The following is a 26,122-nucleotide window of genomic DNA, read 5'->3' on the forward strand; positions in this document are numbered from 1 at the left end:
ACACCCGATGGAATCCGTCGACGAGCATCTGATCCGGCACCTCACCGAGTGGTCCACCGGCACTCCCCCGCCCGGCTCCCCCGGCCCGGACGGGACCGGCCCGACCGACCGGCTGCTGCTGGCATATCTCGACGCGCAGTTGGAGAGCCGGCACCTCGACCTCGCGCTGCGCTGGCTGCAATCGCGCGGCGAGGGGTTCTACACGATCGGCTCCAGCGGTCACGAGAGCAACGCCGCCGTCGCCCTCGCCCTGCGCCCCACCGATCCGGCGCTACTGCACTACCGGTCCGGCGGCTTCTACGCGGCCCGGGCCGGCCAGGTGGCCGGGACCACCCCGGTCGCCGACGTGCTGCACTCCGCCGCCGCGTCGCGGCACGACCCCATCTCCGGGGGCCGGCACAAGGTGTTCGGCCACCACGGGCTGGCGATCGTGCCACAGACCTCGACCATCTCCTCGCACCTGCCCCGGGCCGTCGGCATGGCGTTCGCGCTCGGCCGGGGACTGGCGACCGGCGGGTTCCCCGCCGACGCCGTGGTGGTGTGCAGCTTCGGCGACGCGTCGGCCAACCACTCCACCGCGGTCGGCGCGCTGAACGCGGCCGGCTGGTGCGCGCACCAGGGCCTCCCGATGCCGCTGCTGCTGGTGTGCGAGGACAACGGGATCGGGATCAGCACCCGTACGCCCACCGGCTGGACCGGCCGGGCCCTGTCGATGCTGCCCGGCATCGAGTACGTGCCGGTCGACGGCACCGATCCGGCACACCTGCTGACCACCGCCGCCGACGTGGTCCACCGGGTCCGCCGGCAGCGCCGGCCGGTGCTGCTGCACCTGCGTACGGTCCGCTTCATGGGCCACGCCGGCTCCGACGCCGAGCTGGCGTACCGCACCCGGGGCGAGATCGTCGCCGACTACGTACGCGATCCGATCCTGGCCACGGCGGCCCTGCTCGCCCGGCGCGGCATCCTGGACCCGGCGGCGACGCTGGCCCGCTACGAGGCGACCCGGGAGCGGGTGATGGAGCAGGCCCGGGCCATGGTCGGCCGGGTCGAACGACTGGACAGCCCGCAGGCCGTCGTCGCCCCGCTGACCGGGCGGCGCCCGGACGCGGTGAGCGCCGCCGCGGCCCGCGCCGGTACGGGCCGGGAGCGGGCGTTCGGCGGTAAGCCGCCGGAGGAGCGCCCGCCGCTCACGCTCGGCCAGTCGATCAACGCCGCGCTGCACGACGCGCTGCTCACCTGGCCGCGGGCGCTGGTGTTCGGCGAGGACGTGGCCCGCAAGGGCGGCGTGTACGGCGTCACCCGCGGGCTGCGGAAGGCGTTCGGCCCGGCCCGGGTCTTCGACACCCTGCTCGACGAACAGACGATCCTCGGCGTCGCGCTGGGGAGCGCGCTGACCGGGGCCCTGCCGATCCCCGAGATCCAGTACCTGGCTTACCTGCACAACGCCGAGGACCAGTTGCGTGGCGAGGCCGCCTCGCTGCGGTTCTTCTCGGCCGGCCGCTACTCCAACGGCATGGTGGTCCGCGTCGCCGGCCTGGCCTACCAGAAGGGGTTCGGCGGGCACTTCCACAACGACAACTCGGTGGCCGTACTACGCGACATCCCCGGCCTGGCGCTGGCCGTGGCCGCCCACCCGGCCACCGCACCGGCCCTGCTGCGGCAGTGCCTCGCCCTGGCCGAGCAGGAGGGCCGGGTCTGCGTCTTCCTCGAACCGATCGCCCTGTACCACGAGCGCGACCTGCACACCGAGGGCGACGGCGGGTGGCTGGCGCCGTACGCGCCGCCGGACGGGTGGGCGGCCGCGGAGCGGCCGCTCGGCCGGGTCCGTACGGTCCGCGACGGCGACGACCTGGTGCTGGTGACGTACGGCAACGGGGTACGGATGAGCCTGCGGGTGGCCGAGACGCTGCGCCGGGACGGGATCGGGGCCCGGGTAGTCGACCTCCAGTGGCTGTCGCCGTTGCCGGCCGGGAGCCTGCTCGACGCCGTCGCCGGGGTGCCGCACACCCTCGTCGTCGACGAGGGCCGGGCCAGCGGCGGGGTCGCCGAGGCGGTCGTCACCGCGTTGGTGGACGCCAGGTACGCCGGTACGGTCGGCCGCGTCACCAGCCTCGACAGCTACGTCCCCCTCGGGCCGGCGACCGCGCACGTGCTCCTGCAGGAGGCCGGTGTCCTGGCCGCCGCCCGCGACCTCGTCCGGCGCCGGTAGCCGGACAGTCCACAGACGACGGTGCCCACCCGCCGGGAGGCGGGTGGGCACCGTGGGTGGTTCAGTAACCGAGGTCGGGCTGTCGCATCGAGCCGACCGGCTGCCCACCGGCGAGGAACCGGTCGAAGTTCGCGCAGAAGTCCTCGTAGAGCCGGTTGATGTTGCCCGCCGCCCGGAACGACGTGTGCGGGGTGACCATCGTGCGGGGCAGTTCCCACAGCCGGCTCCCGGCCGGCAGCGGCTCCTCCTCGAAGACGTCGAGCACCGCGCCCGAGATCGTGCCGCCGGTGACCGCGGCCACGAGGGCGTCCTCGACGACCAGCGCACCGCGCCCCACGTTGATGAGGACCGCGGTCTCCCGCATCGCCGCGAAGTGCTCGGCGTCGAAGAAGTAGCGGTTCTCCGGGGTCAGCGGCATCGCCAGCACCACCCAGTCGGCCTCCGGCAGCGCGGCCAGGGCCTGGCCGGCCGGGACCACCCGGTCGAAGCCCTCGACGGCGGCGCCACCGCGGTTGACGCCGATCGCCCGGGCGCCGAGCGCCCTGGCCCGCCAGGCGACCTCGCCGCCGATCGAGCCGGTGCCGAAGACCAGCATCGTGCTGCCGATGAAGTCGCGGGCGACCAGCCGTACCCACTCGTGCCGGTCCTGCGCCTCCCGCAGCGCGGGGAAGGCCCGGGCGTGCAGCAGCGCGGACGCGATGACGTACTCGGCGATCGGCACGTTGTAGGAGTGCGGCGACCGGGTGTAGAGCAACCCCTCGGCCAGCCGGCGCTGGAAGAGGTCACCGCCGACCCAGTCGAAGCCGGCCGCGGTGATCTGCACCCAGCGCAGCTTCGGCGCGTTGGCGAGGATGCCGTCGAACATCTCCTCCCCCATCGAGCTGCGCAGCATCACCTCCGCGTCGAAGTACTCCTCGCGCAGCGGCCCGGCGTCCGGCACCGCGGTGAACCGGCAGTCGGGGTAGCGGTCGAGCAGACCGGGCCGCATGCCGGCCAGGTTCTCGCTGATCAGTACATGCGGCCCTGTCATGGGTGACTCACGCCGTCCCTTTGGCCCGGGCCGCGGCCGCGCGCTTGCTGTAGGGGATTCCGCCCTTGGCCCACAGGTCCATCGAGATCTCGTAGAGGATGACCTGGGTGCTCTCCCGCGGCGAGCCGTACTTGACCATCACGTCGGTGAGATCGGCGATGATCGCCTCACGGGTCTCCTGGTCACGGGCGCCGAGTTCGACACGGATGGTGGCCATCGGATCACTCCTTCACGCTCGCCGGCACGCCGGCGAAATCGGGATTGCGGGAGAATTCGGCCTGTACGGCCAGATAGGCGAACGCGTGCGCGACGCCCGTACGCAGGACGGCGTCGAAGGTCTCGCGGGCCTTCTCGATGTCGCCGTGGTAGTAGTACCAGTTGCCCAGGCCGTAGCCCTGGGTGGCGGTGCGCAGGTCGTCGCCGGCCACCATCCGCCACAGTTGGTCGGCGGTGAGTTCGCCGGTGTAGAGCCGCATCCGGCTCTCGTAGCCGACGTAGTGGTCCTCGTCGACGAGGTCGATCCGGCGGAACCGGTCCAGCACCTCCTCGGCCTCCGCCGGCCGGCCGAGCCGGCGCAGCGCCATGTACTGCCAGTCCTGCGAGGCGACGGTGCCCTCCTGGTGCCGCGAGCTGCGCTCCGCCTCGCGGAACGACGGCAGGCACGCCTCGAAGTCACCGAGCAGGTACTGCGCGACGCCCAGGTGGTACCAGACCGAGGTGTGCAGAGTGGTGTGGTAGCGGCCGAGTTCCGCCGGGTCCTCCGCCGCCTGTCCCTCGCCGAGGTGCTGCGGCCGTACGTCCTCCGGCCGGCCCAGGACGAGGCTGACCACGTCCTTCTCCACCTCGGGCTGGTACATCTCGTACTCGTCCTCGACACCGGCCAGCCCCTCGGCGGCCGTCGTCAGGTCGGCGACGGCGCCGGTGTAGTCACCGGTCGAGATGCGCCGGTGGCCACGGAAACGCAGCAGTCGCACGTTGCCGGGTTCGAGTTCGAGCGCCTCGGTGAGCAGTGCGACGGCGTCGGCGTGCTTGTTCAGGTAACCCTTGAGCCGGGCGGCCATGATGTAGCGGTCGATCAGCGGTACGGACGCCATGGTGTGCCTTTCGGTGGTGGCGTGGCGGTCCCCGGACGGGCCGGGCACGCGGTGGGACGGGGTGGGGCCGGGGGTGCCGGCCGGGTGTGCGGCACCCCCGGCGGCCCGGTCAGCGGTCGAGCCAGAGGTGGCGGTAGAAGCGGTACGTCGGGGTCGGGTCGCCCTTGTAGCCCTGGACGTCCTTCTTCACCACGTCGAAGTCCGCGTTGAGGAACGTCATCGCCACCGGGCCACGGTCGGCCAGGATCGTCTCGGCCTGCTGGTAGAGCGCGGCCCGCTTCTCGCGGTCCAGTTCCGAGCGGGCCCGCACGACCAGCGCCTCGTACTCGGCGTCGTGCCAGTTGCCGTAGTTCAGGCCGCCGCCCTTGAGGAAGCTGGCGCTGAACCGCTCGTCGGGGTCGTACGTCAGCCCGAAGCCGGACTGGTACATGTCGAACTCGCCGGACTTGGTCTTGGTGTCGGCGATGCTCGCCTCGACCGACTCGATGGTGACCTTGATACCGATCTTGGCGAGCTGCTGCTGCTCCACCTCGGCCGACCGCACCTGGAACGCCGACGTCGCGATGACCATGAGGGTCGCCTCGAAGCCGTCGGGGTGGCCGGCCTCGGCCAGCAGCGCCTTCGCCTTCTCGATGTCGGCCGTGCCGTAGACGGGCTGGGTCAGCGCGCCGAACCGGTCCGGCGGCAGGTAGCCGGCGTTGAGGGCGGTGCCGTAGCCGGAGTTGGCGACGTTGAGGATTTCCTGCCGGTCGAGGGCGAGGAAGATCGCCTGCCGGACCTTGACGTTGTCGTACGGCGCCTTGGAGGTGTTGAGCCGCAGGTGCAGCGACAGCGAACCGGAGCCGCCGTACCACTTCAGTGCCTCGTCGGCCTTGAGCGCGTCGATGAACTCGGGGGCCGGCCGCCACAGGAAGTCGACGGTGCCGCTGCGGATGGCCGCGGCGCGCGCGTTGTCGTCGGGGTTGAAGGTGAAGTCGAGGCCGTCGAGGTAGGGAACGCCGGGCTCCCAGTACTTGTCGTGCTTGTCGAGCTTGATGGCCTGGCCGGTGACCCGGGCCGCCATCTTGAACGGGCCGCTGCCGCCGTCGACGCTGCCGTTGAGGCCGGCCGACTCGACGACGGTGCGGTCGACGATGGAGGAGGCGGCGGTGGACAGCAGGGTGAGGATGGCGGCGTTGGGGCTGGACAGGGTGAACACGGCGGTGTGTTCGTCCGGGGTCGCCACCGACGTGATCGACTCGTAGCTGCGGGCCCGCGGGGCCCGGGTCGCCGGGTCCTTGATGCGTTCGATCGAATACTTGACGTCTTCGGCGGTGACTTTGCGGCCGCTGTGGAAGAAGGCGTTGTCCCGCAGCTTGAACGTCAGGGTCAGGCCGTCGGCGCTCTGCTCCCACGATTCGGCGATCGCGGGCTTGATCTCGCCCCGGTACGACTGGACCAGCGACTCGTAGATCTGTTCGTTGATGACGAACGCCGAGGTCTCCGACATGCGGTGCGGGTCGAGTTCGGTGGCGTCGAGCCGGATCATGATGTTCAGCCGGCCACCGGACTTGGGCTGCCCGGCCGGCGGGTTCTCGTCCTCGAGGCGGACGTTGGTGCTCAGCCCGTCGTTGGTCGTGCCGCCGTTGTCGGTCGACGGCGGTGCGCCGCCGCCGGAACAGCCGGCCAGCACCGCCACGGCGACCCCGGCCGCGAGGACCTTATGTAGGGTTCGAACTCTCATGCCTTTCTCCTTGCTCGGGTGGAGATTGCAGCGTGGTGGTGGCGGTCCGCCAGGTCTCGCCGAAGACCCGCAGCCAGTTGCCGCCGAGGATCCTGGTGACTTCGTCGGGTGCGAACCCGCCGTCGAGGAGTGCCGTGGTGAGGTTCGGGAACTGCGAGGCGTCGTCCATCCCCACCGCCCGACGCTCGCTCCAGGCCCAGTCGCCCAGCAGGGTCCGGTGTTCGACGATCTGCTCTTCCCGCATGGCTTCGGTGAGCGTCTCGTCGTAGTCGGTCGCGATGGCGACGTGGTCGACGCCGGCCACCTCGACGACGCGGGCCACGTGCTCGACGAAGCGGGCGAGGTCCGGACGCCGCCGCGGCTCCTCGGGGTAGTAGAGGAAGCCCGAAAGGGTGGTGATTCCGATGACGCCGCGCTGTTCGGCGAGCCGGCGCAGGAACGCGTCGTCCTTGGCCCGGATGTGCGGCGACAGTCCGTCGCAGAACGAGTGGGTGACGACGATCGGACGGTCGGAGGCGTCCATCGCGTCGAGGCCGGTGCGCTGGCCGCAGTGTGAGACGTCGACCAGGATGCCGAGTTCGTTCATCGCCCGGACGAAGGCGCGGCCCTGGATCGTCAGGCCGGAGTCGGTGGCCTCGCCGCAGCCGGCGCCGAGCAGGTTCTGCCTCTGGTAGGTCAGTTGCAGGATGCGTACGCCCAGGTCGTAGAAGGTGCCGAGCAGGTCCAGGTCGACGCCGATCATCTCGGTGTCCTGCGGGCCGAGGATGACCGCTTCCCGTCCTTCGGCCTTGGCCCGGTGGATGTCGTCGACGGTCAGCGCCAGCAGGGCGGCGTCGGAGTGTTCGTCGAGCCAGCGACGGCAACTGTTGATCTCGCGCAGGGCGGTGACCGTGTCGGCGTACGGCCGGGTCACCGTGTGGTTGACGGCGGTGACACCGCCGCGACGGATCCGCTCGAGATGCTCGTCGCTGAGTTCGATGACGGTGCTCCCGTCGACCACGGTGGCGGCGGTATGCAGCTCGTCGGGCGCGAGGACGGCGCGCTCAGTGTTCAACGTCGACTCCAAGTTGTGTGCGCTCGGGAGATGGCCGCGACTCTACGAGGACACGCCAGATCTTGTCTATAGATCCGGGGATATCGTTAGTTGACCACTTTGAAATGACGAATTTCGTCATTTTAGGTTTCAGGCTTGTTGATCACCGATCCCCGGGCACGCGGCACCGCCGCCGCACCCTCGGCGGCCAGGCCGATTCGGCTTCCGCCGCAGGTCAGATACCGTGTCCGGCGGGACTGGTGCCGCCATAATTCCGCATATGCCGTGGTTTGCCACCGGTCATCCGGCCGAAGTCGGCCGCCGGGCCGCCGGCACTCCCGCGGCGTCCGGGTGGCGGATTTGGACAGTCATCACCCCGGACAGTCAGCGCCTCGGACAGTCACCGCCTCGAACAGTCACCGCCCCGACAGTCACCGCCCGGACAGTCACCGTGGGGTGCCGACCCGGCGACGGGGCACCGCCACCCCGCCGCCGACCGCGGTGTCATGGTCGCGGGACACGTCGACGCGGCGGCGAGGGTGACTGTCACCCTCGCCGCCGCGGACCGTTCTGATTGGAGAGTCGTGGCGCTGCCGGACCGGCGCGCCGCGGCCGCCGGGAACCAACCGACCGTCAGCGGCCGGCCGCCCGCCACAGCCCTCGGGCGATCCAGAGACAGCCGACGCCGAGCAGCACTCCGTGCCCGATCCGGATGGCCGGCGCGGTGAAGAACTGCGGCAGGAACAGCACGAACCCGGCGGCGAACAGAAGGCCGCTCGACCGCGGAACAAGGCCGGACCGCCAGATCGCCACCGCCGCGAGCACCGCCGCGAAGCCCAGCGCGACCAGGCCGATCCCGAACGTCGTCACCGCCACCGGCCCGAACCGCACCGCCTCGGCCAGGGCGAGCACGTCGACGGGCTGCCCGTCGGCGGCCGCACGCCCGACGGCGTGCAGCCCGAAGTCCTCGGCGCCGTAGTACGGCAGGGTCAGGCCGGCACCGACCCAGCCGATGACGACCGCCGCGAGAGCCGGCGCCTCGGCCCGGGTACGGGCGACCACGCCGTACAGCGCGAGCAGGCCGATCGGCACCAGGACGAAGCCCACCATCGCGAACAGGTGGGAGAAGACCCAGGCGGTGGAACCCAGCGCCGCGGTCGCGCCGGCGGCCGTTGACTCGTCGTCCCAGGGCCGGGTGGCCGGGTACAGGACGAACAGCACCCCGGCGGCGACGAACGCGAGGGCACCGAGACGGACGCGGGGCGCGGTCACCAGGGATCGAGCGGTTCGGCTAGGCTCCATAGCCTAGAAGCTAACCCACCTAGCCAGATGTGCGCAACACCGGACCGCATCCGGCGGGGTCGACCGCCGCCGACCACTCTGGCAGTCTGCGTAGTGCTCCCGACGGAAGAGTTCGACCGACGCCGTAGGCAGGAGACCGTGTGCCGCCACCGTCACGCCCGGGACTGCTGCGCGACCCCGACTTCCGTCACCTGTTCGCCGCGACCGCGACCGGCCAACTCGGCGACCGGTTCGTCTTCCTCGCCCTGCCACTGATCGCCATCGTCTCGCTCGACGTGAGCGAGTTCGAGGTCGGCGTACTGACCGCCATGACCACGGCCGGTTCGCTGCTCGCCGGCCTGCCCGCCGGCGCCTGGGTCGACCGGTGGCGGAAGCGCTCCGTAATGATCAACACAGACCTGGCGCGCGCCGTCCTGCTGTCGCTGATTCCGGTGCTCTGGTGGGCCGACGCCCTGACCATCTGGCTGCTGTACGCGGTCGCCCTGGCACACGGCCTGTTCACGGTGTTCTTCGACGTCGCGTACGTCAGCTACCTGCCGTTCCTGGTCGGCCGGGACAATCTCGTCGAGGCCAACTCCAAACTCGCGTCGGTCCGTTCGGCGGTCAGCATCAGCGGCCCGGGACTGGCCGGCCCGCTCGTGGCCTGGCTCGGCGCGCCGTTGACCCTGCTGGCGAGCTCCGTGGGGATGGCGTTCTCGGGACTGCTTGTCGCCCGGATCCGCAAGCGCGAGACCCGACGCCGGGCCGACCCGTCGAGGCACCTGCTGCGCGAGGTCAGGGAGGGCCTGTCGTTCGTGCTCGGCCACCCGCTGCTGCGGCCGGTCGTCGTGGCGGACGGGATGTTCAGCCTCTTCCTGGTCACTTACCAGACCATGCTGCTGGTCTTCCTGTCCCGGGAGGTGGGTCTCGGGTCCTTCGGCATCGGACTGGTCCTGTCGACGATGGCCGGCGGCGGCCTGTTCGGCGCTCTGGTCGCCCGACGGGTGGTCACCCGGATCGGGTCCGGCCCGGTCATCTGGCTGGCCCCACTTTGTACGGCCCCACCAGCCGCCCTGATGCCGCTGGCCGAACCGGGCTGGCGGCTCTACCTGGCGGTGCTCGGCCTGATGATGCTGTCGACCGGCGGCGTGATCCGTCTCGTCGCCCAGGCCGGCCTGCAGCAGTCCGTCACCCCCGACCGGCTGCTGGGTCGGATGAACGCGACCTTCCGCTTCGTCATGTGGGGCAGCATGCCGCTGGCCGGTCTCCTCGGCGGCGCCCTCGGCACCCTCCTCGGCGCGGAGGCGGTGCTGTGGATCGGTGCCGTCGGGATGACGGCGGCCTTCCTGCCGACGCTGCTCTCCCCGCTACGGGCCATGCGTGAGCCACCGGTCACCGAGCCGGAATCACCGCCCGCCGACCGGGAGAAGCCCACACCGCAACCTGCCCGGTAGCCGGCCGGCACCGCCGACCCCGACGACGGTTGTCAGTCGAGCCGGTCGACAACCGCGCGGCCACGCGGCGAGAGCCGGTAGCCGGTCTCGAGGCTCTCGGTCAGACCGAGCTCCTTCAGCTTGCGGACGTCGCGCTTGAAGACCTCGGTGGCCGGATAGCCGGCCAGTTCGGCCAGCTCGGCGGCCCGCCGGGCCGGGTGCTCCGCGATGATCCGTAGCACCGTCGCGGTCCACGCGCCGCGCGCCCCGGCCCGGTCGAACCGGGCCAGCCTTTCGGTGAGCGCGGCCAACTCCGGCACGCCGAGCTGATCCTGTTCGCGCAGCGCCTCACGCGGATCCGGACCGGCGTAACCGACCCCGATCCGGAACAGCCGCAGGTCGCCGCTTCCCGGCAGGTCAGCGCGCAACGCCTCGGCGGACCGGTAGCCGGCCCGCCTCGCTTCGGCGTCGGACACCTCCCGCTCGTCGACGGGGCCGATCGAGCGGATCTCCACCAGCCCGATCGCGGTCCGCAACCGGCTGCCCGCCCGGACCCGGGGCTGACGCCAGCGGCGGAACACCACCGAGACGGTGCCCCGCCGGATCCCGTCAAGGACCTCGCTACGGAACAGCATGTGCGGCCCCCTCCCTGTCGGGGTTGTCCCATGCCCCTGATTCTGTCTGCCGAGCGGCGTGCCGGAACACCGTACGGCCCAGGAATGCGCCCGACGCCCTCGACGGTTAACGCCAGCGCCGGGCGACGCTAAAGGAGGGTTAACGGGCGCCGACAACGGCCGACGACCGGGATAACGTGCCTGGTGTGTCGATGGTGCGACCCCTCGGTCCACCCGGCCTGGCAAGGGGTGGGCGATGAGTGTGACCACAGTGGCCAGTGTGGGCCTGGCACTGGTCGCGGTGGCCGTCGCGTTCGCGACGGTGGTGGCCGCCCGACCGACCGCGCGGCGGCTGCGGGGGATGGAACTCGCGCGGCACGTCCCGGCGTGGGCCAGGGACCGCGTACCGCCGGGTCCGTTCGTCCTCGTCGCCGGCGCGGTCCTGGCGCTCGCGCTGGTCTCCGTCTTCGTGGAGATCCTCGACGCGGTCGTGGAGGAGGACGACTTCACGGCCTTCGACCGGCCGGTCGTGGAGTGGGTCGCGCAGCACCGTACGGGCTGGAGCAGTGCCGTCGTCGTGGCGGTCACCGACATCGGCGGCAAGGCACTGCTCACCCTCCTGCTCGCCGGGGTCGCGGTCGCGGTGGCGGTCCGGCTGCGGTCGTGGCGCCCGTTCGTGCTGGCCGCGGTGTCCGGTGGCGGCAGTGCGCTACTCGTCGCGGGCAGCAAGCTGCTGATCGCCCGGGACCGTCCCGACCCGCTGCACCGGGCGGTGGTCGAGAGCGGCTTCTCGTTTCCGTCCGGCCACTCGGCCAGCGCCCTGGTCATCCTGGCCACGGTGGCCTGGTTGATCTCGATGGCGACGGGCAGCCGCACCGTCCGGGCCACGGCCTGGGTCGCGGCCGGCATTCTGGCGGTGGCCATCGGAGTGTCCCGGGTCTATCTCGGCGTGCACTACCCGAGCGACGTCGTCGCCGGCTGGATGCTCGGCGCCACCTGGCTGGTGACGGTGGCGGTGGCGGACCGGCTGCCCGGGTCGCCGCCGCTGCCGCTGCCGTACCGGTGGCGTGGCGCGGACGGCTCTCCCGGGTGGCTCGCCCATCGACCGGTCGCCGTCTTCACCGTCACCGCCACGGCCGGCTTCGCCGCCATCTTCGGGATCGTGAGCGTGGCCGCGCTCGGCGGCTAGGCGTGTTTCCTCCGGGTAGCTGCTGCCCCGGGGATCGGCGTCCTCGCCGGCCGCCGCGCGCCAGGCGCGCCCATGGTGCCCTGCCTTGCCGACGAGGACCGGCCCTTCGCTCGTCAGCTCGTATTCGTGGATCCGGTCGTCCACACGGGGCCTGCATCCGTCGATCTGGGCGGGAGGGACCTTATCCCGCGCGGATAGGGTCCCTGCTGCTCAGATCAACTACCTTCCGGCCCTGTGATCCTGTGGCCGGGCCGTCGACCAAGGGTCAAGGTGCGTCTGCCGCGTCGTTCCGTTGTTGATCTGGGCGCCAGCCACCTTATCCGTCGCCGGTTAGGTGGCCGGCGCCCAGATCAACTCAGGCCAGGTGTGTCTTGGTGGTGAACCCGCCACGCGAGCGGCCGAGGGCGTGATCGGCGGGTTCGGTGTGGACACCGCCCGGTGGCTCCTTCTGCGGAAGGCCGTCGCGGCGGGCGTCGGCGGCGCGTTGGTGGGCACGACTGACGGTGGAGCCGACGCTCACCGTCCAGTCGATCTTCCCGACGGTGTCGGCGCGGGACTGCAGCCGGCCAGGATCCGCGCCCAGGCACCCGTCACGCTGCCAGTGCCGGAACCACCGGTACAGCGTCTGCCACGGTGGATACAACGATGGCGGTACGTCGGCCTGCACGCCACGAGGTCTTCGGTCTTGCCTGGCCGCTAACCACCTACCGGAGACCTCTTCAGTTATCGACCACCGCAACGCCGGCCAGTCAACGCCTTACGAAACACGGGCAAGCGTCGGGGCGGCCGAGGACGGTGGCACGGACACGTACCCCAGGAATCCGGACGTGTCGACGTCCCGGGCTCGTTCCGTGGCCGTTCCCACGGCACCGTCGGGGGCATGGATACCTCTGTGAACTCCACGGTGTCGGCCGGTACCCGGGCCGGCGCCGCGCGTTGGTCGGCGGTGCTGCACCGCTGGCCGAGTGTGCTCGGCCTGGCGGCGGCCACGACGATGCTGGCGACCGGCGCCAGCCGGGAGACCCTGTCGGTCATCGTCAGCGTCGCCGCCCTGTGCTACCTCGGTGCCGCCGCGTTCGACCGGCCGTGGATGGGCTGGGCCGGTGTCGGCGCCGCCCCGGTGGTGATCGTCGTGAGTGAGCTGGCCGGCCTGCCGTGGTGGAGCGGCCTGGCCGTCGCCGCCGGTGGCCTGGTCGTGGTCGGCCTGGTCGGCGGGGTTCCGCGTCCGCCGCTGACCGCACAGGCCCTGGCCCTGTTGGGATACGGCGGGCTCGCGGTCGCCGCGCTCTTCCTCCCCCCGCAGGTCGGGCTGGTGCTGGCCGGGCTGGTGCTGACGGCACACGGTGTCTGGGACGTGATCCACTACCGGCGCGACCAGGTGGTGCCACGGTCACTGGCGGAGTTCTGCGTCCTGCTGGACGTACCGCTGGGTCTCGGTTTCCTGGTCCTCGCCGCCGTCGGCTGAGCCCCGGCCGGCCAGGGATTGCCGGCCGATGGACGTGGTGCTGTACGCGGCACGGTAGCGCGACGGGGTGACGCCGTACCGGTCGACGAAGGCCTGGCGTAGCGCCTCGGCGGAGGTGAAGCCACAGCGGACGGCGATGCGGGCCAGCGGCAGCCGGCTGGAGACGAGAAGCTGTGCGGCGGCCTCGGTCCGCACACCGCGTACGAAGCGGGCCGGGGTCTGCCCCGTGTGGGCGACGAACAGCCGCGTGAGGTGCCGCTCGCTGACCGCGGCCCGGGCGGCGAGCGCGGTGAGGCCGAGGTCCGCGTCGGGCGCGTCCCGGATCGCCGCGACCAGGTCGCGGACCACGGCGTCGTCGGGTGCCGGCGCGGCGACGAACATGCTCACCTGGGCCTGGTTGCCGGGCCGTTGCAGATACGTCACCAGGGCGCGGGCGATGTGGCGGGCCAGTTCCGGCCCGTGGTCCTCCTCGACGAAGGCCAGCGCCAGGTCGAGTGCGCTGGTGACCCCGGCGGCGGTGGTCACGTCGCCGTCGCGGATCCAGATCGGGGTCGGGTCGACGCGTACGGCGGGGTGCAGGGTGGCGAGCAGGTCGGCGAACAGCCAGTGGGTGGTGACGCGGCGACCGTCGAGCAGGCCGGCGGCGGCGAGCACGGACGATCCGGTGCAGACCGAGGCGACCCGGCGGGTCTCGCGGGCGAGCCGCCGGACGTGGGCGACGAGTCGCGGGTTGTCCGCGGCGGCCAGGTGTCCCTCGCCCCCAGAGATGATCATCGTGTCGATCGGGCCGCGCAGCCGCTCGACGGCGGCCTGGGCGTGCAACGTCAGCCCGGACTGGCACCTGATGGGTTTCCCGCCCGGCGTGACGGTGACGACCTCGTAGGCGGGGGTGGCGCCCCGGTTGGCGTAGTCGAACGTCGTGGTGAGGCAGGCGATGTCGAGCAGTTCGGCGCCCGGATAGCCGACGACCGCGACGACCCGGGGCCGCGTCTCCTGGGGGGCGGTCACCGGTTCAGGGTACGGCGGGGTCGCGCTCTGATCGCGCCCTGGCTGGCCAGCCGTGCGCCGTTCCGGTCGCACCTGCCGGCCCCTCGTGGCGATACCGGCGCGGCCGGCCGGTCGGCACCCGGCGGGCACTAGGGTGGCCGGGTGAGCCTGCTGCACCGTGACGCCCTGGAGACCCTGCGGAACTGGACGCCGACGCCGGACGGCGCGGACGACTGGCGGCTGACGATGAAGCTGCTGGAGAGCGGTCCCGGGGTGATGTGGCGGGACCACGACGGCGGTCACGTCACCGCCAGTGTGATCATCCTTTCCCACGACCGGCGGCGGGTGCTGCTGTGCCTGCACGGCAAGTTCGACGTCTGGGTGCAACTGGGTGGGCATCTGGAGGTGGGTGACGTGTCGCTGGCCGCCGCCGCGTTGCGGGAGGCGACCGAGGAGAGCGGCATCGCCGGGCTCGTCGTCGATCCGGTGCCGGTGGACGTGGACATCCACCAGGTGGTCAACTGCGCCGGGCGGCGGCTCGACCACCACGACGTGATCTTCGCGGTCCACGCGCCGCCGGACGCGGTCGAGCAGGTGAGCGCGGAGTCGCACGCGCTCGGGTGGTTCCGGCCGGACGCGCTGCCGGCACCGCTGGGAAGCGACACGCGACGGGTCGTCCGCAACGCGATGCTCCGTGCCGCCGTACGCTGACCCGCCGGCCGTGGGCCGTCGCGTGGCGGTCTTCTCGCTGGGCGGCACGATCGCCATGACCGGCGGCCCGGCCGGCGGCGTGGTGCCGACCCTGACCGCCGCCGATCTCGTCGCGGCCGTGCCGGCCCTGGCGACGACGGGCGTGACGCTCGACGTGCACGACTTCCGCCGGCTGCCCGGTGCCTCGCTCGGCTTCGACGACCTGCTCGCCCTCGTCACCGCCGCCGGGCGCGAGGTGGCCGGCGGGGCCGACGGGGTGGTGGTGACCCAGGGCACGGACACGATCGAGGAGACGTCGTTCGCGCTGGACCTGCTGTGGCCGTACGACGCGCCGCTGGTGGTCACCGGTGCGATGCGCAACCCGACCCTGGCCGGCGCCGACGGTCCGGCGAACCTGCTGGCGGCGGTGACGGTCACCGCCGCGCCGGCCAGCCGGCGGATGGGCTGCCTGGTCGTGCTCGGCGACGAGATCCACGCGGCCCGCTGGGTACGCAAGACGCACACCACGGCACCCGCCGCCTTCCGCTCCCCCGACGTCGGGCCGGTCGGCCTGGTGGCCGAGGGGCGGGCCCGCGTCCTCGCCCGCCCGGCCCGGCATTCGCTCGACCTCCAGGTACGCGACCCGGGGACGGTGCGTACGGCCGTACTGCCGGTGGTGCTCGGCGACGACGGTGCGACCCTGCGCCGGGCCGGTTCGGGGCTGGACGGGCTGGTGGTCGCCGGCTTCGGGGTCGGCCACGTGCCGGCCGCCACCGTGGCCGTCCTGGGCGAACTGGCGGCCGGGATGCCGGTGGTGCTGGCCTCCCGGGTCGGCGCGGGTCCGGTCCTGACCGCCACGTACGGCTTTGCCGGCTCGGAGTCCGACCTGCTGTCGCGTGGGCTGCTCGCCGCCGGCACGCTCGACTGTTACAAGGCGCGCGTCCTGCTGCACCTGCTGCTGGCGGCCGGCGCCGACCGGGACCGGATCGCGGCGGCGTTCGGGACGATCGGCGCGGGCGAAGTGGCCGGCGCCTGAGCGGACGGACAGCCGGCGAAGGGCGGGCGGCACTGCCGGCGGCCTACGCCGGCGGTCAGCCGGCGTAGGCCGGTATGCCGGTCTGGAAGGACTCGCGCAGGTGCTGCGCCGCCTCCTGTTGTGCCCGCTGGGCCTTGTCGAGCACCGCGGCGGCGCCGAAGAACTCGTGCATGACCCCGTCGTAGCAGGTCAGCGTGGTCGGGACGCCCGCCGCCTGAAGGTGGCGGGCGAACTCCTCGCCCTGGCTGCGCAGCACGTCCCGCTCGTCGGTGATGACCAGCGCCGGGGGCAGGCCCTTCAACTGTGTGGCGTCGAGCGAGAGCAGGTCGACCCGGGGGTCCCTGGCACCGTCGGGCACTCCCTCGAAGGCGTGCATCGCCATCCACGACAGCAGCGGCCGGTTGAGCGGGCGGGCGTCCGCGGCGTCGGTCATCGAGTCGCCGAACTGTTCGCCGGTGGTCAGCGGATACACCAGCACCTGCGCCACCGGCAGCGGCTCGTTGGCCTGCTTGAGCTGCCAGCAGGTGGCCGCGGCCATGTTGCCGCCGACCGACTCGCCGCCGATGGCGACGCGGTCGGGGTCGCCGCCGATCAGGCCGGCGTTGGCGCGTACCCACCGGAAGGTCGCCAGCACGTCGTCGTGGGCGGCCGGGAAGACGTGTTCGGGAGCGCGGCGGTACTCCGGTGACACGACGATCGCGCCGGTCTTGTTGACCAGGCCGCGGCACGAGGCGTCGTACGAGTCGACGGTGAACAGCACCCAGCCGCCACCGTGGATCCAGACGACGACCGGCACCGGGCCGGTGGCGTCCCGTGGCTTGTAGATCCGCACCGGCAGGTCGCCGCCGGGGCCGGGGATCGTGACGTTCTCGACCGAGCCGACGGGTTCGGGGTCGGTCGACCTGCCGTCCTCGGCGAGGATCCGCCGGACCGCGTCGAACGGGGTGGGCTGCTCCCGGGCCTGGTCCGGGGTGAGGATCTCGAACGGCTGCGGCTTCAGCCCGGAGAAGGCGTCGAGGATCCGTTGCGCCTGCGGGTCGAGGTGCCCGGACGGGTCGGTCGCCAGGTGCTTGATCCGGCCGGACGCCATGTCACGCACCTTGTCGACCACGAGGGCGGCCGGGTCGGCGATCTTGTGTCCGGCCCGGCTCGACGGTGCCTTCGGGTGCGGGTACGTCGGCGCGGTCCGTTTGGCGGCCAGGAACTCCTTGCCCAGTTCGGCCATCCGGCCGGCGCCGACCAACTGCCGCAGGCGGGGCAGGAACTCCCCCTCCTCCTCCGCCACGTGGTGCCGTACGGCGGCGATCAGGGTCGCCAGGGTCTGCTCGAACTCGGCTTCACCCGGCTGGCTGTCATGCAGCTTCACCAGGAGTTCCTTCATCTCGTGGTGCTCCTGGCGGGCGTGTTCGGACTCGTCGGGTTCGCCGGCCGCGGCCATCGCCGGATAGACGACGATCTCCTCGGCGTCGGCGTGCAGCGCCAACTCGAACGACACCTGGTCGACGAGCACCCGGCGGTCGCCCCGGCCGGCCTCCAGGTGCTGGAACTGGCGCTCCACCACCGCGTGGTCATCGGCTATGAGGTGGTCGACGTCCCCGGGCAACGTTTCGTACGACAGCGCCATCTCAGGCTCCTGACCTCGGCGAAGAGACGCCGGCCGGCGCCGCCGTCTGGCGTCGGCATACCCGGGGCACCCGACGGCACTCATACCGGGTGGCCGATCGAACGGATGGCCACCCGGCCACTTCGGCGGCCCGGCCCGCACCGCGTACCGTGGCTCCCCGGGCGCCCACGCGGGCGTCCGTCGCAGCCGAGCCAGACCGGAGGAGCGGACGATGAGCGGGCAACCCCACGACGACCGCCCCGCCGGCTCCGCACCGGCCGCCGGCGAGCGGGTCCCGACGGCGGCGCAGCAGCGCCTGATCGACCGGGGCACCGAACTCTTCGGCCGGATCGCCCCCGGCGCCGAACTCGGGTATCGGCTGCTGGCCGACGACGAGGGCGTGGTCGTGTTCCAACCGGTCCGCGGCGGTGGCTCGATCTACGTCGCCGCCGACGGGAGCGTGCTGTTCGCGGCATCGGCGATCCCGCCGCACCGGGCGCTCGAGGCGTTCCGCGCCGGACGCCGTACGCCCGTCGAGAGGTTCACCGGCACCGACCGGCATTAGATCGATCGACTTCATCGACTCTGGTCCGCGCCGGCACCTAGCGTGGTGCCCCACAGCCATCCGGGGCGCCCTCGGGAGCCGCGCCCGGTCGGATGGCCAACGCTTCGCGCCGGGCAGCGGAGGCATCGACGCACGGGTGGGGCACTGACGCTCCGGCCCCACCGATCCGATCCCACACCAGAGGGGCAAGATCGAAATGCTCGACGTATCGCACCGGCGCCCCCGGCGCCGGCCGGCCGCACTCGCGGCCACGGCGCTGGCCACCGCCGTCGTCGCCGCCGGCCTGGTCGTCGTGTCGGCGGCGCCGTCCCAGGCGGTCACCATCGACACCGGCGCCCACTACGTCCTCACCTCCCGCCACAGCGGCAAGGCCGTCGACGTCTTCGACTTCGCGACGAACGACGGGGCGCCCATCGTGCAGTGGGCCCGAAACGACGGTTACCAGCAGCAGTGGCAGTTCGTCCCGGTCGACAACGGCTACTACCAGGTCCGGTCGCGGCACAGCGGAAAGGTGCTGCAGATCGCCAGCGCCCAGGACGGCGCCGAACTCACCCAGCAGGACGCGAGTTCCGACACCCGGCAGCACTTCGGGGTCGTCGACACCGGCGACGGCCACATCCGGCTGGTCAACCGGCACAGCCGCAAGGCACTCGACGTCTGGGAGTGGTCCACCGCCGACGGTGGGCGCGTCTCCCAGTACACCGACCTCGACGGCTGGAACCAGCAGTGGCTGCTGACCAGGATCGGCGGCCCCTCGGTCCCCTACTCCAACGTGCCGGACGGGTTCGCGCAGGGCGTGACCGGCGGCACGGGCGGCCAGACCGTCACGGTCACGAACCAGGCGGACCTCAACCGGTATACGTCACCGCCAGCACCCCGTACGTCATCCGGGTCGCCGGCACCATCAACATCAGCCCGAAGGGCACCGAACTGCGGGTCGCCTCCAACAAGACCATCGTCGGCGTCGGCACCAGCGGCCACATCGTCGGCGGCGGCTTCTTCCTCGGCACCGGCGTCTCCAACGTCATCATCCGCAACCTGACGATCCGCGACACCCTCATGCCGGACGACGACCCCGATGACGACGCCTACGACTACGACGCGATCCAGCTCGACACCGCGAACCGGATCTGGATCGACCACAACCGGCTGACCCGGATGAACGACGGCCTCCTCGACAGCCGCAAGGACACCACGAACCTGACCGTGTCCTGGAACCACTTCGCCGACAACAACAAGACGTTCGGCATCGGCTGGACCGACAACGTCACCGCCCGCATCACCATCCACCACAACTGGTTCCAGAACACCCGCACCCGCAACCCCAGCGCCGACAACATCGCCAACCTGCACATGTACAACAACTACCTGCAGAACAACACCTCGTACGGCAACTACGTGCGCGGCCTGACCAAGGCCGTCATCGAGAACAGCTACTACGAGAACGTCCGCAACCCCTACTACGTCGAGGCCGGCGAACTCGTCCAGCGGGGCAACATCACCGTCAACAGCCCGTGGGACAGCGGCAAGGTCCGGCAGAAGGGCACCGCCTTCGACCCGCGCGCCTTCTACCCGTACACGCTGCACCCGGCGGCCGACGTGCCCGCCCTGCTACGCACGTACGCCGGCCCGCAGGCCGCGATCGGCAACTGAGCGACGGCACCACACCCGACGGCCGGGCGGCCGGCACCGACCCGCCGCCCGGCCGTCGGCGTCGGTCCACACCGGACCGGTCGCCCACGGTGCGCTGTACGAAAGGCGACAGCGGCCGATCTTCCGGCGCGGCGATCCACCGGTCTACGGTGACTGCGCACGACATGCCACCAAGACGCGACGCAGCGTGGTTCGCCGCCCCGGAGGTAGGTGTTGACTCGCGCGCACGACCAGGACGCCGAATTCGGGCGGTTGTTGCGGCGGGTACGCCGGGCGGCCCGCCTCACCCAGGAGGAACTCGCCGAGCGGTCCGGCGTCGCGGCACGCACGATCAGCGACATCGAGCGCGGCAAGGTGCGTACGGCCCAGCGGGAGACCGCCCGACGGCTGGCCGCCGCGCTGCGGCTCACCGGCACCGACCTGACCGTCTTCGAGGAGACGGCCCGGGGACGTCCGGCCACCGGCGCCGGCCCGGCCGGTCCGGCCACACCGGCCGGCGCGGCCCCGGCACCGGGGACGCCGGTCGCCGCGGCTCCCCCTCCGGTCACGTTCCGCCAGGTCCATCCGCCGCCGACGCCGCTGATCGGCCGGGAGGACGAGAGCCGGGCGGTGGTCGGCACGCTGTCCCGCCCCGACGTACGGATCGTCACGCTGACCGGCACCGGCGGGGTCGGCAAGACCCGGGTGGCGCTCGCGGTGGCCGAAACCGTCGGCGCGGACTTCGCCGACGGGGTGTGCGATGTGGACCTCACCCTCGTCGCCGGGCCGGCGGACGTGGTCACCCACCTCATCGGTGCCGCCGGCGGCGAGATCCGGCGGGGCGACGTCGCCGAACTCGTCGGCGTACTCGGCAAGCGGCGGCTGTTGCTGCTGCTGGACAACTTCGAACACGTCCTGTCGGCCGCGGCGGCGGTCGCCGCCGTGCTGGCCCGCTGCCCGAACCTGAAGGTGCTGGTCACCAGCCGGGTCGCGCTGCACATCCGGGGCGAGCACGAATACCGGCTCGACCCGCTGCCGGTGCCGGACGCCGACCCACCCCGGGACGCCGCGCTGCTGGCCCGCTCCGCGGCCGTACGGCTGTTCGCCTGGCACGCCGCGGCCCGCCGGTCCGACTGGCGGCTGACCGACGCCAACGCGGCGACGGTGGCCCGGATCTGCCGGCTGCTCGACGGCGTGCCGCTGGCAATCGAGCTGGCCGCGGTGCGGGTCGGCCTATTCCCGGTGGACGTGATCGCCGACCGGCTGGACCGCCGGCTCGGCCGGCTCCGCCTGCTCACCGCCGGTCCCCGGGACGCGCCGGACCGCCAGCGCACGCTGGCCGCCGCGATCGGCTGGAGCGTCGGCCTGCTGCCGCCGCCCGCCCAGCGGCTGCTCGCCCGGCTCAGCGTGTTCCCGGCCAGATACACGGTCGAGGCCGCCGAACTGGTCTGCGCGGGCGGCGACGCGGATCTCGACGTGCTGGAGGGCCTGGCCGCGATCGGCGACCACCACCTGCACAGCGGCCTGGCCGACGGCCGGTTCGCGATGTACGAGGCGGTCCGCGAGTTCGCCGCCGAACGGTTGCGCGAGCTGGGTGAGGAGGAGGCGACCGCGGCCCGGCACACCGGGTACGTGGTGGCCGAGGCGGAACAGGCCGCGCTGGGGCTCGCCGGCGCCGAGCAGGAACACTGGCTGGACCGCATGGAGGACCTGCGGTACGACCTGCCGGTGGTGCTGGCCCGGGTCCGAGTTGCCGGCGAGCCGGAGACGGCCGTCCAGATCGCCGGTGCGGTGTGGCGGTTCTGGTACGGGCGGGGCGCCATCGCGGACGGCCGGCGCTGGCTGGACGAGGCGTTGGCCGCCGGCGACCCCGATCCGGTGGATCCGACGCTGGCCCGCCACCGGGCCCGGGCGCTCAACGCGGCCGCCGCCCTCGGTCACTACGTCGGCGTCGAGCACGCCGAGGTGGTGGCCCGCTACCGGGCGGCGGTGGTGCTCTGGCGGCGGGCCGGTGACGACGTCGGACTGGCCGGCACGCTGAGCAACCTGGCCATGTCCCAGCAGTACGCGAACGATCCGGCGGCGGCCCGACGCACGTACGACGAGGCACTGGCCGCCGCCCGGCGGGCCGGCGACGAGCGGGTGGTGGCGACCGCGCTGTTGAACCTGGGCATCCTGCTGGTGCAGGAGGGCCGGACCGAGCTGGCCGCCCCGGCACTGGACGAGTCGCTGCGGCTGTTCCAGCGGGCGAACAACGTACGGGCGACCGCCGACGTCTACACGGCGCAGGCGCTGCTGGCGACGGCGACCGGCCGGTACGCGGAGGCGGAACGGCTGGCCGAGCGCAGCCGCGAACTGTTCCGGCGGCTACAGGACGAACTGGGCGACACCGAGTCGCTGCTGGTGATCGCGCAGGCGGTCGAGTTGTCGGGCGCCGACGACGGTCGGGCCCGGCGGCTGTACGAGTCCGGCCTCGAGACCTGCCGCCGGCTCGGGGACGTCTGGGGGCCCGGGCTGGCCCTGGTCGGCCTGGGCCGGTTGGCGTTGCGCCGGGCGGACCGGTCGGCGGCCGCGGAACTGGCCGAGGCGGCCCTCGCGCACTACCGGTCGCTGGAGTTCCAGACCGGGATACGGATCGCGGAGGCGCTGCGGGCGGCGGTGTCGTCGACGGACGGGCCGGTACCGTCCGCGGACCTCTACGCCCTGCTGCCGCCGTGACCGGGCCGGCGCCGGCCGCCGCATGGCCGCCGGTTCCGTGGGTGGTTCCGTGGGTGCTTCCACATGGTTGTGGCCCCGCCGGGGAGCGACGCTGATCGCAGCGGAAAAACCGCTCCCGGCACCACCGCCGGGAACCCCCGAAAGGACGTGGGTTCCATGTTGGACGACCTCGCCGAGGCCCTGCTGCACGTCGGCAAGCACGTCGTGATCACCGTCGTCGAGCACCTGTTCGACTGAGACCGGCCGATCCCGATGAACCACCTCTGGCCGCACCTGGACGGCGGCGCCGGCTCCTGCTTCCCGCCGGAACCGGAGGGATGCCTGGGGCGCGAGCCGCGCCGGCACCCGATCCCCGAGGGCGCGCCGCCGGTCCTGGCCGTGGCCGCCGTCGTCGGCGCGAACTGCGCCTGACCGCGGGCCGATGGCCGAAGGCCGAAGGCCGAAGGCCGAAGGCCGGTCCGCGACGAAGCGGCACCGCGCGCCGACCGCCGCCCGATCCGGGCGGCGGCGGTTCCCGCACCGCAAGCAATCCGCCGGGCCCGGCAGACTCCCTCCGCCGGGCCCACCATCCGCCGTACCAGGTTCGGAGGAACCGATGAAGATCTCCCGTCTCGCCCCTGTGGTCGCCGCCGCGGCGGCCGCCCTCCTGCTGCTCGCCGGCGCACCCGCGCAGGCCGCCGAGGACCGGACGTCGACCGGTAAGGCCCGGTCCGCCGGTACGCTCGCGGTCACCGGCCCGACGTTCTGGGTCACCATCTCCGGCAACGCCGGCGGCACCGGGTTCACCCGGACCGGCACGCTGGTGCTCGGCCCGACCGTCACGAACGTCACCACGAACGGGATCAACCCGCTCGAGGTCTGCCTCAGCTCCGGCTTCCCGGCCGGGAGCCCGCAGGTCGGCGCGATCCGGTTCGGCTCCAACGCCGACTGCTTCCCGTCGTCGGGCACCTACCTCGACGTCGCGTACGTCTCGGTGTCCGGCGGCACCGTGTACATCGCGCCCGACTCGGCGATCGGTGCCACGTACATCAACAACTTCACCCGCAGTTCCAGCATCACCGCCTGCATCTACACGCCGGTGTCCGGGCAGGCGTCCTACACCTTCTACACCGACGGCAGCGTCTACGGCTCGATCTCGATCACCGGGTACGGCGGCGCGTTCTGCGGATACTCGTCCTACACCGCCTCGGTCAGCGGGTATCAGATCGCCTGACCGACCAGATCACCGGTGCGACGACGGCCGGCGGTTCCGAGGGGGAACCGCCGGCCGGCCCGCGCGTTGGTGGTCGTTCTCCCACGGGGAGCGGCGGGTCCCGACGACGACGATCATCGCGTGTCGTCGGGCACCCACCTGCCGGGGCCGAATCCGGTCCTGCTCGGTTTCGGCCCGGACGGGCCGCGTGGCGGCGCCATCCACCCCGCGAGTATCTAGCTGTTGCCACCTGTTTGCAACAGGGGTGCGCCCACCGGCCACGGGGACGTGAGGTCTCCCCCGGTGGCAAGGCGCTCACAACGCCCGGTCCCCCACTCGCCCAGCGGGCGCAGGGCCGCGTTGAGCGACCGGCCGTGTTCGGTCAGCAAATACTCCACCCTGGGCGGCACCTCGCGGTAGACCTCGCGACTGATCAGGCCGTCCTCCTCCATCTCGCGCAGGTGCTGGATCAGCATCTTCTCGCTGACGCCGGTCAGGCCGCGCCTGAGTTCGCCGAACCGGCGGGTGCCGTGGTTGTCCAGCTCCCACAGGATCAGCGACTTCCACTTGCCCGACACCACGTCCATCGCCGCGTCGATCCCGCAGATGTACGGGCCCCGCCTCGCCTTCGATGCCATCGGCGTCCTCCCACGTCGTCCGAGGTCACCTCCAATACTTACCAAAGGGTGAGTATTGAACAAAATAGTAGGTACTTGTCGGTCAGAGAGTGGCTGCGCAGGATGGACATCGGGCGCCCGCCGACCATCTCGCAGACAAGGGGAAAATCTGTTGACCACCAGCACCACGTTCCTGGGACTGGGAGCGATGGGCAGCGCGCTCGCGGCGGCGGCGCTGGACGCCGGCCACCGCGCCGTCGTGTGGAACCGTACGCCGCACCGGGCGCAGGCGCTGGGCGAGCGCGGCGCGACCGTCGCCGACGGTGTCGAGGAGGCGGTCGCCGGCGACGGCGTGATCGTCGTCTGCCTCTTCGACCACCGGTCCGTGCACGACGTACTCGATCCGGTCGCCCCGGGTTTGTCCGGACGTACGGTGGTCAACCTGACCACCACCACGCCGGACGAGGCGCGCGAACTGGCCGACTGGGCCGCCCGGCACGGCATCACGTACCTCGACGGCGCGATCATGGCGGTGCCGCCGATGATCGGCCGGCCGGGCTCGGAGATCTTCTACAGCGGCTCGGCCGCCGCCTTCGAGACGCATCGGGACCTGCTCGACCTGTGGGGTGCGAGCAGCTTCTTCGGGCCGGACGCCGGGCTGGCCGCGCTGTACGACGTGGCGATGCTCGCCGGCATGTACACCGTCTTCGCCGGGTTCATGCACGGCGCGGCGCTGGTCGGCGCCGAGGGGGTGTCGGCGACCCGGTTCGCGGAGCGGCAGATGCCCTTCCTCACCGCCATGGTCGGCCAACTGGCCGGCCTCGCCGCCACCGTCGACAGCACCGACTACACCGGCGAGGGCCAGCAGAGCCTGCGGTTCACCGAAACCGCCCTGGCCACGCTGGTACGGGCCAGTGCCGAGCAGGGGGTCGACGCGGCGGTGCTGAAGCCGGTGCACGACATCGTCCGCCGGCAGATCGCCGCCGGATTCGGCGGGCACGGCACCGCCCGCATGTTCGAGGAACTGAGGAGCACCCGGTGAACGGCACCGGCAGTCCCGCCCCGGTCACGGTCGTCGGCCTGGGCCCGATGGGCCGGGCGATGGCCGCCGCGCTGCTGCGGGCCGGGCACCCGGTCATGGTGTGGAACCGTACGCCGGGCCGCGCCGCCGGGCTGGTCGCCGAGGGGGCCACGCTGGCGCCGACGCCCGCCGCGGCCGTGGCGGGCGTCGACCTGATCATCCTCAGCCTCACCGACTACCAGGCGATGTACGACATCCTCGGTCCGGTGGTGACCGACCGGCGGCACGCCGACGCGCTGGCCGGCAAGGTCCTCGTCAACCTCAGCTCCGACACCCCCGACGCCTCCCGCGAGGCGGCGACGTGGGCCGCCGGGCACCGGGCGACCTTCGTCACCGGCGGGGTGATGGTGCCGGCTCCCATGGTCGGCAACCCCGGCTCGTACGTCTTCTACAGTGGACCGCAGGAGGCGTTCCGCGGCCACGAGCCGGTGTTGGGGCTGCTCGGCGAGCCCAGGTACCTCGGCCCGGATCCCGGCCTGGCCCAACTCTTCTACCAGGCCAATCTCGCAGTGTTCCTCACCGCGCTGTCGAGCCTCCTGCACGCCACGAGCCTCGTCACCGCGGCGGGTGTCCCGGCGGCCGAGTTCCTGCCCGGTGCCGTGGGCATGCTCACCGGAATTCCGGCGATGGTCGGCGACGGGCTGGAACTGGCCCGTGAACTGGAGGCCGGGAAGTATCCCGGTGACCTGAGCACGGCCCTGATGATGGGCGCCACGGCGGAGCACATCGTACGGACCAGCGAGAAGGCCGGCGTCGACGTCGAGTTGCCGAAGGCGGTCAGGTCGCACTACGAACGGGCGATCGCGGCCGGCTACGGCACCAGGAACTGGACGGCCCTCTACGAGGTGGTCAGGGCCACGGACGGATAGCCCGGTCGTGGCCGCCCGCCACCGGCGGTGTCGGGCCGCCTTCCGTGCCGTGGCCGCCCGC

The 26,122-nt window shown here is 72.3% G+C and carries 24 protein-coding genes and 1 pseudogene; 14 read left to right on the top strand and 11 right to left on the bottom strand.

Going from position 1 to position 26,122, the window contains the following annotated elements; all coding sequences use genetic code 11:
* The first annotated feature begins 7 nt into the window (after positions 1 to 7).
* Positions 8 to 2,209, top strand: coding sequence for a thiamine pyrophosphate-dependent enzyme (locus AB0I42_RS23105; protein ID WP_357539866.1), 2,202 nt, complete (start codon positions 8 to 10; stop codon positions 2,207 to 2,209).
* A 61-nt stretch (positions 2,210 to 2,270) separates the two neighbouring features.
* Here AB0I42_RS23105 and AB0I42_RS23110 read toward each other — a convergent pair whose 3' ends face one another.
* From AB0I42_RS23110 to AB0I42_RS23135, 6 genes are all read right to left on the bottom strand, one after another.
* Positions 2,271 to 3,239: a D-2-hydroxyacid dehydrogenase gene (locus tag AB0I42_RS23110; RefSeq protein WP_357539868.1), complete on the bottom strand. Its 969-nt coding sequence runs from the start codon at positions 3,237 to 3,239 to the stop codon at positions 2,271 to 2,273.
* Between the two features lie 7 nt (positions 3,240 to 3,246).
* A complete protein-coding gene (locus AB0I42_RS23115; RefSeq protein ID WP_357539870.1) occupies positions 3,247 to 3,456 on the bottom strand; it encodes a tautomerase family protein in 210 nt (69 codons plus the stop codon).
* Between the two features lie 4 nt (positions 3,457 to 3,460).
* On the bottom strand, positions 3,461 to 4,333 hold the full coding sequence (locus AB0I42_RS23120; RefSeq protein ID WP_357539872.1) for a tetratricopeptide repeat protein: 873 nt from the start codon (positions 4,331 to 4,333) through the stop codon (positions 3,461 to 3,463).
* Between the two features lie 109 nt (positions 4,334 to 4,442).
* Entirely contained in the window at positions 4,443 to 6,056 is a 1,614-nt protein-coding gene (locus AB0I42_RS23125; protein ID WP_357539874.1) for an ABC transporter substrate-binding protein, read from the bottom strand.
* Positions 6,034 to 7,110, bottom strand: a complete 1,077-nt coding sequence (locus AB0I42_RS23130) for a membrane dipeptidase (protein WP_357539876.1) — start codon at positions 7,108 to 7,110, stop codon at positions 6,034 to 6,036. The genes AB0I42_RS23125 and AB0I42_RS23130 overlap by 23 nt, the downstream gene beginning before the upstream one ends.
* Before the next feature lie 612 nt (positions 7,111 to 7,722).
* On the bottom strand, positions 7,723 to 8,391 hold the full coding sequence (locus AB0I42_RS23135; RefSeq protein WP_357539878.1) for a hypothetical protein: 669 nt from the start codon (positions 8,389 to 8,391) through the stop codon (positions 7,723 to 7,725).
* Between the two features lie 140 nt (positions 8,392 to 8,531).
* Between AB0I42_RS23135 and AB0I42_RS23140 the strand changes: the two genes are divergently transcribed.
* Positions 8,532 to 9,824 carry an MFS transporter gene (locus AB0I42_RS23140; protein ID WP_357539880.1) on the top strand — a complete coding sequence of 431 codons (1,293 nt, stop codon included), beginning with the start codon at positions 8,532 to 8,534 and terminating at the stop codon, positions 9,822 to 9,824.
* A 32-nt stretch (positions 9,825 to 9,856) separates the two neighbouring features.
* On the opposite strand, the gene AB0I42_RS23145 is transcribed toward AB0I42_RS23140, so the two are convergent.
* Positions 9,857 to 10,438, bottom strand: coding sequence for a hypothetical protein (locus AB0I42_RS23145; RefSeq protein WP_357539882.1), 582 nt, complete (start codon positions 10,436 to 10,438; stop codon positions 9,857 to 9,859).
* 235 nt (positions 10,439 to 10,673) lie between these two features.
* On the opposite strand from AB0I42_RS23145, the gene AB0I42_RS23150 reads away from it, so the two are divergent.
* A complete protein-coding gene (locus AB0I42_RS23150; RefSeq protein WP_357539884.1) occupies positions 10,674 to 11,606 on the top strand; it encodes a phosphatase PAP2 family protein in 933 nt (310 codons plus the stop codon).
* 358 nt (positions 11,607 to 11,964) lie between these two features.
* Here the strand turns inward: AB0I42_RS23150 and AB0I42_RS23155 are convergent.
* Positions 11,965 to 12,264: pseudogene (locus AB0I42_RS23155) on the bottom strand (IS5/IS1182 family transposase); the annotation flags it as partial.
* A gap of 222 nt (positions 12,265 to 12,486) precedes the next feature.
* Between AB0I42_RS23155 and AB0I42_RS23160 the strand changes: the two are divergent.
* On the top strand, positions 12,487 to 13,071 hold the full coding sequence (locus AB0I42_RS23160) for a hypothetical protein (RefSeq protein ID WP_357539886.1): 585 nt from the start codon (positions 12,487 to 12,489) through the stop codon (positions 13,069 to 13,071).
* On the opposite strand, the gene AB0I42_RS23165 is transcribed toward AB0I42_RS23160, so the two are convergent.
* Complete coding sequence (locus AB0I42_RS23165; RefSeq protein ID WP_357539888.1) at positions 12,997 to 14,079, bottom strand: DJ-1/PfpI family protein; 1,083 nt, start codon at positions 14,077 to 14,079, stop codon at positions 12,997 to 12,999. The two genes, AB0I42_RS23160 and AB0I42_RS23165, sit on opposite strands and share 75 nt — an antisense overlap.
* Positions 14,080 to 14,220: 141 nt before the next feature.
* Here AB0I42_RS23165 and AB0I42_RS23170 point away from each other — a divergent pair, with 141 nt between their 5' ends.
* Positions 14,221 to 14,769, top strand: coding sequence for an NUDIX domain-containing protein (locus tag AB0I42_RS23170; protein WP_357539890.1), 549 nt, complete (start codon positions 14,221 to 14,223; stop codon positions 14,767 to 14,769).
* Positions 14,770 to 14,779: 10 nt separating this feature from the next.
* Entirely contained in the window at positions 14,780 to 15,784 is a 1,005-nt protein-coding gene (locus AB0I42_RS23175) for an asparaginase (protein ID WP_357539892.1), read from the top strand.
* Positions 15,785 to 15,839: 55 nt separating this feature from the next.
* Here AB0I42_RS23175 and AB0I42_RS23180 read toward each other — a convergent pair whose 3' ends face one another.
* On the bottom strand, positions 15,840 to 17,408 hold the full coding sequence (locus tag AB0I42_RS23180; RefSeq protein ID WP_357539894.1) for an alpha/beta hydrolase fold domain-containing protein: 1,569 nt from the start codon (positions 17,406 to 17,408) through the stop codon (positions 15,840 to 15,842).
* 211 nt (positions 17,409 to 17,619) lie between these two features.
* Between AB0I42_RS23180 and AB0I42_RS23185 the strand changes: the two genes are divergently transcribed.
* The 6 genes from AB0I42_RS23185 (at position 17,620) to AB0I42_RS23210 (ending at position 23,515) form a co-directional block, all read left to right on the top strand.
* Positions 17,620 to 17,952 carry a hypothetical protein gene (locus tag AB0I42_RS23185; RefSeq protein WP_357539896.1) on the top strand — a complete coding sequence of 111 codons (333 nt, stop codon included), beginning with the start codon at positions 17,620 to 17,622 and terminating at the stop codon, positions 17,950 to 17,952.
* Positions 17,953 to 18,148: 196 nt separating this feature from the next.
* The gene (locus AB0I42_RS23190; protein ID WP_357539898.1) at positions 18,149 to 18,994 is read left to right on the top strand and encodes an RICIN domain-containing protein; all 846 of its coding nucleotides are present in this window, start codon (positions 18,149 to 18,151) and stop codon (positions 18,992 to 18,994) included.
* Positions 18,934 to 19,605, top strand: coding sequence for a right-handed parallel beta-helix repeat-containing protein (locus tag AB0I42_RS23195; RefSeq protein ID WP_357539916.1), 672 nt, complete (start codon positions 18,934 to 18,936; stop codon positions 19,603 to 19,605). Before AB0I42_RS23190 ends, AB0I42_RS23195 begins: the two co-directional genes overlap by 61 nt.
* A 210-nt stretch (positions 19,606 to 19,815) precedes the next feature.
* Positions 19,816 to 22,302, top strand: a complete 2,487-nt coding sequence (locus AB0I42_RS23200; protein WP_357539900.1) for a tetratricopeptide repeat protein — start codon at positions 19,816 to 19,818, stop codon at positions 22,300 to 22,302.
* A 252-nt stretch (positions 22,303 to 22,554) separates the two neighbouring features.
* A complete protein-coding gene (locus AB0I42_RS23205; protein ID WP_357539902.1) occupies positions 22,555 to 22,713 on the top strand; it encodes a hypothetical protein in 159 nt (52 codons plus the stop codon).
* A 184-nt stretch (positions 22,714 to 22,897) separates the two neighbouring features.
* Entirely contained in the window at positions 22,898 to 23,515 is a 618-nt protein-coding gene (locus AB0I42_RS23210) for a hypothetical protein (RefSeq protein ID WP_357539904.1), read from the top strand.
* 215 nt (positions 23,516 to 23,730) lie between these two features.
* On the opposite strand, the gene AB0I42_RS23215 is transcribed toward AB0I42_RS23210, so the two are convergent.
* A complete protein-coding gene (locus AB0I42_RS23215) occupies positions 23,731 to 24,132 on the bottom strand; it encodes a helix-turn-helix domain-containing protein (protein WP_357539906.1) in 402 nt (133 codons plus the stop codon).
* 151 nt (positions 24,133 to 24,283) lie between these two features.
* Between AB0I42_RS23215 and AB0I42_RS23220 the strand changes: the two genes are divergently transcribed.
* Both AB0I42_RS23220 and AB0I42_RS23225 read left to right on the top strand, forming a co-directional pair.
* Positions 24,284 to 25,153 carry an NAD(P)-binding domain-containing protein gene (locus AB0I42_RS23220; protein WP_357539908.1) on the top strand — a complete coding sequence of 290 codons (870 nt, stop codon included), beginning with the start codon at positions 24,284 to 24,286 and terminating at the stop codon, positions 25,151 to 25,153.
* Complete coding sequence (locus AB0I42_RS23225; RefSeq protein ID WP_357539910.1) at positions 25,150 to 26,061, top strand: NAD(P)-binding domain-containing protein; 912 nt, start codon at positions 25,150 to 25,152, stop codon at positions 26,059 to 26,061. The genes AB0I42_RS23220 and AB0I42_RS23225 overlap by 4 nt, the downstream gene beginning before the upstream one ends.
* Positions 26,062 to 26,122 lie beyond the last annotated feature (61 nt).

The sequence above is a fragment of the Polymorphospora sp. NPDC050346 genome (assembly GCF_040655695.1).
Lineage (GTDB): Bacteria > Actinomycetota > Actinomycetes > Mycobacteriales > Micromonosporaceae > Polymorphospora > Polymorphospora lycopeni.

Bases quoted from the DNA above. Each gene is read 5' to 3' on its own strand.
- AB0I42_RS23150 (WP_357539884.1), top strand. From the start codon at position 10,674: ATGAGTGTGACCACAGTGGCCAGTGTGGGCCTGGCACTGGTCGCGGTG.
- AB0I42_RS23125 (WP_357539874.1), bottom strand. From the start codon at position 6,056: ATGAGAGTTCGAACCCTACATAAGGTCCTCGCGGCCGGGGTCGCCGTG.
- AB0I42_RS23105 (WP_357539866.1), top strand. From the start codon at position 8: ATGGAATCCGTCGACGAGCATCTGATCCGGCACCTCACCGAGTGGTCC.
- AB0I42_RS23115 (WP_357539870.1), bottom strand. From the start codon at position 3,456: ATGGCCACCATCCGTGTCGAACTCGGCGCCCGTGACCAGGAGACCCGT.
- AB0I42_RS23205 (WP_357539902.1), top strand. From the start codon at position 22,555: ATGAACCACCTCTGGCCGCACCTGGACGGCGGCGCCGGCTCCTGCTTC.
- AB0I42_RS23215 (WP_357539906.1), bottom strand. From the start codon at position 24,132: ATGGCATCGAAGGCGAGGCGGGGCCCGTACATCTGCGGGATCGACGCG.
- AB0I42_RS23160 (WP_357539886.1), top strand. From the start codon at position 12,487: ATGGATACCTCTGTGAACTCCACGGTGTCGGCCGGTACCCGGGCCGGC.
- AB0I42_RS23110 (WP_357539868.1), bottom strand. From the start codon at position 3,239: ATGACAGGGCCGCATGTACTGATCAGCGAGAACCTGGCCGGCATGCGG.
- AB0I42_RS23190 (WP_357539898.1), top strand. From the start codon at position 18,149: ATGCTCGACGTATCGCACCGGCGCCCCCGGCGCCGGCCGGCCGCACTC.
- AB0I42_RS23180 (WP_357539894.1), bottom strand. From the start codon at position 17,408: ATGGCGCTGTCGTACGAAACGTTGCCCGGGGACGTCGACCACCTCATA.
- AB0I42_RS23185 (WP_357539896.1), top strand. From the start codon at position 17,620: ATGAGCGGGCAACCCCACGACGACCGCCCCGCCGGCTCCGCACCGGCC.
- AB0I42_RS23135 (WP_357539878.1), bottom strand. From the start codon at position 8,391: ATGGAGCCTAGCCGAACCGCTCGATCCCTGGTGACCGCGCCCCGCGTC.
- AB0I42_RS23145 (WP_357539882.1), bottom strand. From the start codon at position 10,438: ATGCTGTTCCGTAGCGAGGTCCTTGACGGGATCCGGCGGGGCACCGTC.
- AB0I42_RS23210 (WP_357539904.1), top strand. From the start codon at position 22,898: ATGAAGATCTCCCGTCTCGCCCCTGTGGTCGCCGCCGCGGCGGCCGCC.
- AB0I42_RS23120 (WP_357539872.1), bottom strand. From the start codon at position 4,333: ATGGCGTCCGTACCGCTGATCGACCGCTACATCATGGCCGCCCGGCTC.